Genomic DNA, 6,793 nt, shown 5'->3' with positions numbered 1-6,793 from the left:
TCCCCGAGGAGCACGGCGGTCTCGGCCTCGGTGTGTTCGAGTACTGCCTGGTCGCGGAGGAGTTGTCGCGGGCGTGGATGAGTGTGTCCGGGCTGCTGGCCCGCGGCAACGGGATGGGCGGCGGCTTCACCGCGGAGCAGGAGGCGGCGYTGCTGCCGAAGGTGGCCCGCGGTGAGTACCTCGGCGCGTACGCCCTGTCCGAGGCCGAGGCCGGMTCSGAYGTCGCGAACATCTCCTGCCGCGCGACCCGCGACGGCGACGACTGGGTGATCAGTGGCACGAAGATGTGGTGCACCTACGCCGACGAGGCCGACTACCTGGTGYTGTTCGCGCGCACCGACCCGACCAAGGATCCSGCGAAACCGCACCGCGGGATCAGCGCGTTCCTGATCGACAAGCAGCGCGGAGGCTTCCCCGAAGGGATCAGCGGGACGAAGATCCGCAAGATCGGGTATTTCGGGTGGAGCACGTGGGAGTTGTCGTTCGACGGCTTCCGGGTGCCCGCGTCCGCGATGCTCGGCGAGGAGGGCARGGGTTTCTACCTGGCGGTCTCCGGTCTCGAGGTCGGGCGGGCGCACACCGCGGCCCGGGCGATCGGTCTGGCTCGGGGTGCGTTGGAGGATTCGATCGCGTACCTGCACACCCGCCGTCAGTTCGGGCACGAGTTGGCCGACTTCCAGCATCTGCGGTTCAAGATCGCGACGATGGCCGCCGACATCGAGGCCGCCCGGCAGTTGATGTATGCGGTGGCCACCGATATCGACACCGGCCGTCGGTGCTCGTTGGAGGCGTCGATGTGCAAGCTGGTGGCGACGGAGATGGCCGAGCGGGTGACCAGTGAGGCCGTGCAGATTCACGGCGGTGCCGGGTACACCACCGACTTCCAGGTGGAACGGCACTGGCGCGATGCCCGGTTGACGAAGATCTTCGAGGGCACCAGCGAGATCCAGATGCGGATCATCTCCGACGAACTGCTGGGCGCCGCAAGGTAATCGTGGTGCTGGATCTGGTGCCCTCTCGATGTATCGGCGTCGACTGAGCGAACGCCGTGTCCACCAGCCGATTCGGGCGTCACCCATGATCCAGCGATAACGGCCGGGACCGCCGAATACGGTGGCGGTCCCGGCCACGGCGACTGCTACTTGCCGCGCAGACCGATCGGGTTTCCGTCAGCGTCGGCAAGCACGCACACTCGCGCCTCCGGGGCGATCTGGCGCGGGGCGCTCCGCTCGGTCGCACCTGCCGCGAGCAGGGTCGCGCGGCTCGCATCGAGATCCTCGACGTCGGCGAAGGCCACCGGTCCCCCGCCTTCCTCGCCTGGATTCAGAGCGACCTCGAAGCCGTCGACGTTGTATCCGACATAATAGGGCTGGTCGGTGTGCGGTTCGCCGAGCAGCGCGGTGTAGACCGCCTTCGCGGCGTCCAGGTCGGACACCGGAATCACCAGGCTGCGGATCGTGGCACTCATACTCGTCTCCTCAGGGTCCGGCGGCCGCGTCGGCGACCGCTCGGTGTCCACGCTAAGGGCAGTCCTGGGACCGGCGCTTCTTTATTCCTGATCGGTCTGCTGCCTGTTCGTCCGGCTCAGTTGAACCGCGAGCCGACCAGGGAAGCGATCTCGTTCGCGTGGTCATCGATATAGAAATGGCCGCCGGAGAATTCGCAGGTGTCGAAGGTCCCGGTCGTGAATTCGCTCCAGAGCCGGATGTCGGCGTCGGTCACCGATGGGTCGGCGTCGCCGCGAAGGGCAATGATCGGACATGACACGTCCGGCCCGGATTTGTACCTGTAGGTCTCCACGGCCTTGTAGTCGTTACGCACGCTCGGTAGCACCAGCTCTGCAAGGTCGGGGTTCTCGACCAGTATCTGCACCACATTGGAGTCCGCACCCCCGAGCCGGCGCATGTCGTCGAGCAAGGCCTGATTGCTTGCCAAGTGCAACGCCGTCGGCTGGACGACACTCGGTGCTGTTCGACCAGAGACGAACAATGCTGCGAGCGCCTGACCTCGCTGCTCGAAACGCCGCGCCGCCTCGAACGCAATCGTTGCACCCATGCTGTGACCGAACACTCCGAGGTGCCTACCCGCGGGCGGAGTCGACTCGCGCACAACCTGCTCCGCGATAGCGCCGACGTCGGACATCATCTCGTCGCTGAGGCGATCCTGCCGACCCGGATACTGCACCGCCAGCAACTCGATCCGCGGGAACAGTGCCTCGGCCAACTGTCGATAGGCGCTCGCCGTACCACCACCATGCGGAAAGCACAGCAGCACCCCGGATGCGTTCGGGGATTCTTGGAAACACCTGATCCACATCTTCGCTCACCACTCCCCGTTGTCGAGATCACGGTGGACGGCGTTCACGGTAGCGCGTCGCCTCGTGCGCGATCGGCGAGACGTAGCCGGGCAGCCGATGTCGCCGGCTCCTCAGGCGACGGGCTGGAACAGTTCGATCAGGTTGCCTGCCGGGTCGGCGATCAGGATCTGACGCCCGCCCGGACCGGCGACCACATCGCTGCGAAACGCGACACCGGCATCACGCAGGCGGGTGACTTCGGCGTCGAGGTCGCCGACGATGAGGTGAATGCGGTTCCTCCCCGCACCGGCATTGTCGGCCGGGGTTGCGCGAGCCCCCGAACTGGCCGGCCCCGACAGCAGGAGCCTCAGCGAGCCGCGGATCACGTCGGCGAAGGCCGGGGCAGGATTTGTGTGCAGGGTGAAGCCGAGGTGGCGGGTGTAGAAGTCGATGGCTGCGGGCACATCGTCGACCAGGTAGCGGACGCTGACGTAGTCGTCGCGTGGGGTCGTCATCACAAGCTCCTTTTCACGTTTCGGTGGTGAGGTTCGGCACCAGGTACCGGATGCGGGTGTCGATGTCGGCGGCGGTCGCGTGGAAGGCCGGGTAGGTGTCCTCGTCGGTGCCGCCTGCCTCCGACGGGTCGGGGATGCTCCAGTGGATCCAGCGCGTGCCCTCACCGAACTCCGGACAGACTTCACGAGCCTTGTCGCACAGGGTGATTACCGTGTCGAACCGGTGGTCTGCGAGTGCGTCCAGGCGCCGGGGATTCTGGCCGGAGATGTCGATCCCGAACTCTTCTCGCAGCACCCGCACCGCATTCGGGTGCATTATCGGTTTAGGGCGGGTGCCGGCACTGCGTGCTTCGACCCGGCTGTTGGTGCGCTGCCGCAGCAGAGCTTCCGCGATCACGGAACGGGCACTGTTACCGGTACACACGAACAGCACCGACGCAGGTGCCTGCGAATCGAACTGCGGGGCAGTAGGAATCAACCCGAGCGCCGGGTGCAGCGCGGCGCCCGCACCGGTCAGCATCTCGGCACAGCAGTCCAGATCCAGGTGGTAGTAGCTGTCGCGGCCGTCGAAGCTGCTGCGGGTAGCCCTCACCAGCCCGCCGTCCCGCAGCAGGCGCAGGTGGTAGGAGATGAGGTTCTGCGACTCACCCAGCAGAGTCACCATCTCCCGGACCCGGTAATCGCCGCCGGACAGCGCTGCCATCAGCTGCCACCGCAACGGATGAGCAGCCAGCTGCACGAACGACGGGACTGGTTGACGCACCAACACCACAACACCAGACTACCACCAGATACATCAAATGAGTTTGATGTATCCGATGAGATTCCTCAGGCTTCGGAAATTTCGAGACCGAATGTCTCGCGGGTGATGTGGTCGGGCTCCGGACCGCCGCGCACACCGGTGTCGAGAGCGTCGATCGCGGCAAGTTGGTCCTCGGTGAGATCGAAGTCGAAGACGTCGAAGTTCTCGGTGATACGCGACGGGGTGACCGACTTCGGGATCACCTGGCGGCCCTGCTGCAGGTGCCACCGCAGCATCGCCTGGGCCGGCGACTTGCCGTGCGCCGCTGCGATGCTCTTGATGGTGGGGTCGTCGAGAGTGGAGCCGTGGGAACCGTCGCGGTAGAAGGTGATACCACCGATCGGCGACCATGCCTGGGACACGATTCCGTGTTCGGCGTTGGCGGTGAGCACGTCGGATTGCCGGAAGTACGGGTGCACCTCGATTTGGTTGATCGCCGGCACCACGGATGTTTCGTCACGCAGTCGCGTGAGGTGGTCGGGCATGAAGTTGCTGACACCGATGGCGCGGACGCGGACGTCCGCGAGCAGCGTCTCGAGTGCCTTGTAGGCCTCGATGGTGAGGGTGAATTCGCCGGGTAGCGCCTGGTGCAGTATCAGCAGGTCGATTTGGCCGACTCCGAGTTTGCGGGCGCTCTTGCCGAAGGCGTGCAGGGTCGCGTCGTAGCCGTAATCGGTAATCCAGATCTTGGTCTCGATGAAGACGTCCGCGCGATCGACGCCCGAGCGGCGTATGGCTTCGCCGACCTCGCGTTCGTTCTGATAGGCAGCAGCGGTGTCGATGTGCTGGTATCCGGTTTGCAGCGCCGCCTCGACCGCGGTAATCGTGGCATCGGGCGGCGTCTGGAACACACCGAAACCCAGTGCCGGCATGGTTGTTTCATTGTTCAGTGTCAGTAGTGGGATGGTCATGCTTCAACCTTGGGGTCGGTCACAGGGTGCTGAGTGTGTTTGTCGGACGAGGTGCCCGGACCCGCAGTGCGRTGTCGTGCGGCGGGCACGATCACCGTGAGCACGACGGCCAACGCGAGCACGAGCAGAATGGCGCTGCCGGTGAGGGCGGCGCCGACGTGGTCGGTCACCGCTGCCGGCCGGTCGAGGGCGCCGCCTGCGTTCGCCGAGAGTGCGACGAGGATGCCCAGACCGAGTGCCATCCCGAGTTGGTGGGCCGTGTTGACCAGTCCGGAGGCCGCGCCGGCGTCCGCCGAGTCCACACCGGCGACTCCTGCGTTCGTCAGCGGCCCGAACGCCAGGCCCTGCCCAGCGCCCACCAGGATCATCGGCAGTGCAACGTCTGCGAGATATGCATCGAGTGCGCCGATGCGGCTCAGCCATGCCATGCCGGCCAGGGTCAGCGCGGTCCGGTGGCGAGCAGAATCCCGTTCGACAGCCGGGCGCTCAGCCGGGGCACCGCGAGTGCGACGGCGAAGTTGACGAGGGTCATCGGCAGAAACCCGAGGCCGGCTTGCAGTGGGGAGAAACCGAACCCGTCCTGGAGCAATTGGGTGGTGAAGTAGAAGAACCCGCTGACTTCCTCTCGGCCGTGAACGACCGAGATTCCCCTCCAGACTCGCGCCTCGAGGTTCCTGTTTCACCGACGTCGCCGCCCCGCACCTTAGGTGCGAGGGGGTCTCACACCCTCTCCGCAGGCTGCCACCGTCAGTCCGACGGCCAAAATATTCCTCGCCGCATTCACATCCCGATCATGGACGACGCCGCACCGGCACGTCCACTCCCGCACAGTCAGCGGCATCGCCGAGGCGACCTCCCCGCACACCGAGCAGGTCTTCGACAACGGACAGAACCGATCGACCGCCACCACCCGCCGCCCGTACCAGTCGGCCTTGTACTCGAGCATCGACCGGAACTCGAACCACCCCGCATCCGAGATCACCCGAGACAACGACCGATTCTTCACCATRTTCCGCACACTCAGATCCTCGATGGCGRTCACTTGATTTTCGCGCACCAAACGAGTGGAAAGTGTGTGCAGATAATCGCGACGCCGATCGGCGATCCGACCATGAATCTTCGCGACCTTCAGTCGGGCCTTGGCCCGATTACGCGATCCCTTCTGCTTCTTGGCCAGCGCCCGTTGCGCCTTCGCCAACCGCTCACGATCCGTGCGCTCGTGTCGCGGGTTGGCGATCTTCTCCCCCGTCGACAGCGTGTACAGGCTGGTGATCCCGGCATCGAGCCCGACCACCCGATCGGCCGGTTCGAGCTCGGGAATCACGTCTTCGACGAGAATCGAAATGTGGTACTGACCACGAGCATTGCGCGACACCGTCACCTGCGACGGCACGGCCCCCTCCGGCAGCGGCCTCGACCACCGAATATCCAGAGGTTCGGACTGCTTGGCCAACCGGACCTGCCCACCCCGGTAGGTGAAGCAGTTCGAGAAGTAGGTCGCCGACTCCTTCGACTGCCCCTTCTTCTTGAACTTTGGGTAGCGGGACTGCCCGCGCCAGAACCTGTCGAAGGCGCCCTGCAATTGCCGCAGCGATTCCTGCAGCGGCCCCTTCGACGGCTCCGCCAACCACTCCGTCTCGGTGTCCCGCTTCCATCCGGTGAGCATCTTCGAGGTGTCCGCGTAGGTCACCCGACGCTGCTCCTGCAACCAGGCACGCGAGCGCTCGGCCAACGCCCGGTTGTAGACATACCGGGTGCACCCGAACGTCCGAGCAAGCTGTTCCGCCTGCACCGCAGACGGATAGAAACGAAACTTGAACGCCCGCTTCACCACCCTCCCCGCCATGCCCCAGACACTAACCCCACGGTCCGACAAAACCAGATCGGCTCACCCGGCCCTGAAGAACCGGGTATGCGCCGAAAGACTCACGGATCAACCGAATTTACAAACCGCATCCCCGGGCCTATCTGCACACCGCACAACTTCTCGGCCTCCACCCGGGCGAAGTCATGCTTGCGGCCGCGCACAACGGCGACCTCGAGGCTGCACAAGCCGCGGGCCTGGCGACAGCGTTCATTCTCCGGCCCCTCGAACACGGACCTCACCAGACCACTGATCTCGCGCCGACGGGCAGCTGGGACATTTCGGCGACAGACATCACCGATCTCGCAGCACAGCTCCGTGCGTGCTGATCCCGACGCGTGTCAGGTAATCCTTGACGCCGACGCCGACACCTGTCAGGCTTGTCCTGACAGAATGGGAGATCGT

8 protein-coding genes are annotated in these 6,793 nt (G+C 65.2%); 1 reads left to right on the top strand and 7 read right to left on the bottom strand.

From position 1 onward, the window contains the following. Positions 1-992, top strand: a 992-nt coding sequence (locus AC1DWT_RS14470; protein ID WP_477921063.1) for an acyl-CoA dehydrogenase family protein, incomplete at its 5' end; no start/stop codon positions are given. 146 nt (positions 993-1,138) lie between these two features. Here the strand turns inward: AC1DWT_RS14470 and AC1DWT_RS14465 are convergent. From AC1DWT_RS14465 to AC1DWT_RS14435, 7 genes are all read right to left on the bottom strand, one after another. Continuing rightward, the gene (locus tag AC1DWT_RS14465; RefSeq protein WP_072943302.1) at positions 1,139-1,468 is read right to left on the bottom strand and encodes a VOC family protein; all 330 of its coding nucleotides are present in this window, start codon (positions 1,466-1,468) and stop codon (positions 1,139-1,141) included. A 116-nt stretch (positions 1,469-1,584) separates the two neighbouring features. Continuing rightward, a complete protein-coding gene (locus AC1DWT_RS14460) occupies positions 1,585-2,316 on the bottom strand; it encodes a thioesterase II family protein (protein ID WP_206012404.1) in 732 nt (243 codons plus the stop codon). A 111-nt stretch (positions 2,317-2,427) separates the two neighbouring features. Beyond that, the gene (locus AC1DWT_RS14455; RefSeq protein ID WP_206012405.1) at positions 2,428-2,811 is read right to left on the bottom strand and encodes a VOC family protein; all 384 of its coding nucleotides are present in this window, start codon (positions 2,809-2,811) and stop codon (positions 2,428-2,430) included. A 13-nt stretch (positions 2,812-2,824) separates the two neighbouring features. Then, the gene (locus AC1DWT_RS14450) at positions 2,825-3,583 is read right to left on the bottom strand and encodes an arsenate reductase/protein-tyrosine-phosphatase family protein (protein WP_206012406.1); all 759 of its coding nucleotides are present in this window, start codon (positions 3,581-3,583) and stop codon (positions 2,825-2,827) included. A 56-nt stretch (positions 3,584-3,639) separates the two neighbouring features. Further along, on the bottom strand, positions 3,640-4,524 hold the full coding sequence (locus tag AC1DWT_RS14445) for an aldo/keto reductase (protein WP_206012407.1): 885 nt from the start codon (positions 4,522-4,524) through the stop codon (positions 3,640-3,642). Beyond that, the gene (locus AC1DWT_RS14440; protein WP_241031230.1) at positions 4,521-4,952 is read right to left on the bottom strand and encodes an MFS transporter; all 432 of its coding nucleotides are present in this window, start codon (positions 4,950-4,952) and stop codon (positions 4,521-4,523) included. The genes AC1DWT_RS14445 and AC1DWT_RS14440 overlap by 4 nt, the downstream gene beginning before the upstream one ends. A gap of 275 nt (positions 4,953-5,227) precedes the next feature. Continuing rightward, positions 5,228-6,370, bottom strand: coding sequence for an RNA-guided endonuclease InsQ/TnpB family protein (locus AC1DWT_RS14435; protein ID WP_477921058.1), 1,143 nt, complete (start codon positions 6,368-6,370; stop codon positions 5,228-5,230). Positions 6,371-6,793: the final 423 nt, after the last annotated feature.

Source organism: Rhodococcus sp. P4_B6, from assembly GCF_056402215.1.
This window is presented reverse-complemented; position numbering and strand designations above follow the sequence as displayed.

What these genes read in the sequence shown, in the direction of transcription:
- AC1DWT_RS14465 (WP_072943302.1), bottom strand. Translation starts at nt 1,468, where the DNA reads ATGAGTGCCACGATCCGCAGCCTGGTGATTCCGGTGTCCGACCTGGAC.
- AC1DWT_RS14460 (WP_206012404.1), bottom strand. Translation starts at nt 2,316, where the DNA reads ATGTGGATCAGGTGTTTCCAAGAATCCCCGAACGCATCCGGGGTGCTG.
- AC1DWT_RS14455 (WP_206012405.1), bottom strand. Translation starts at nt 2,811, where the DNA reads ATGACGACCCCACGCGACGACTACGTCAGCGTCCGCTACCTGGTCGAC.
- AC1DWT_RS14445 (WP_206012407.1), bottom strand. Translation starts at nt 4,524, where the DNA reads ATGACCATCCCACTACTGACACTGAACAATGAAACAACCATGCCGGCA.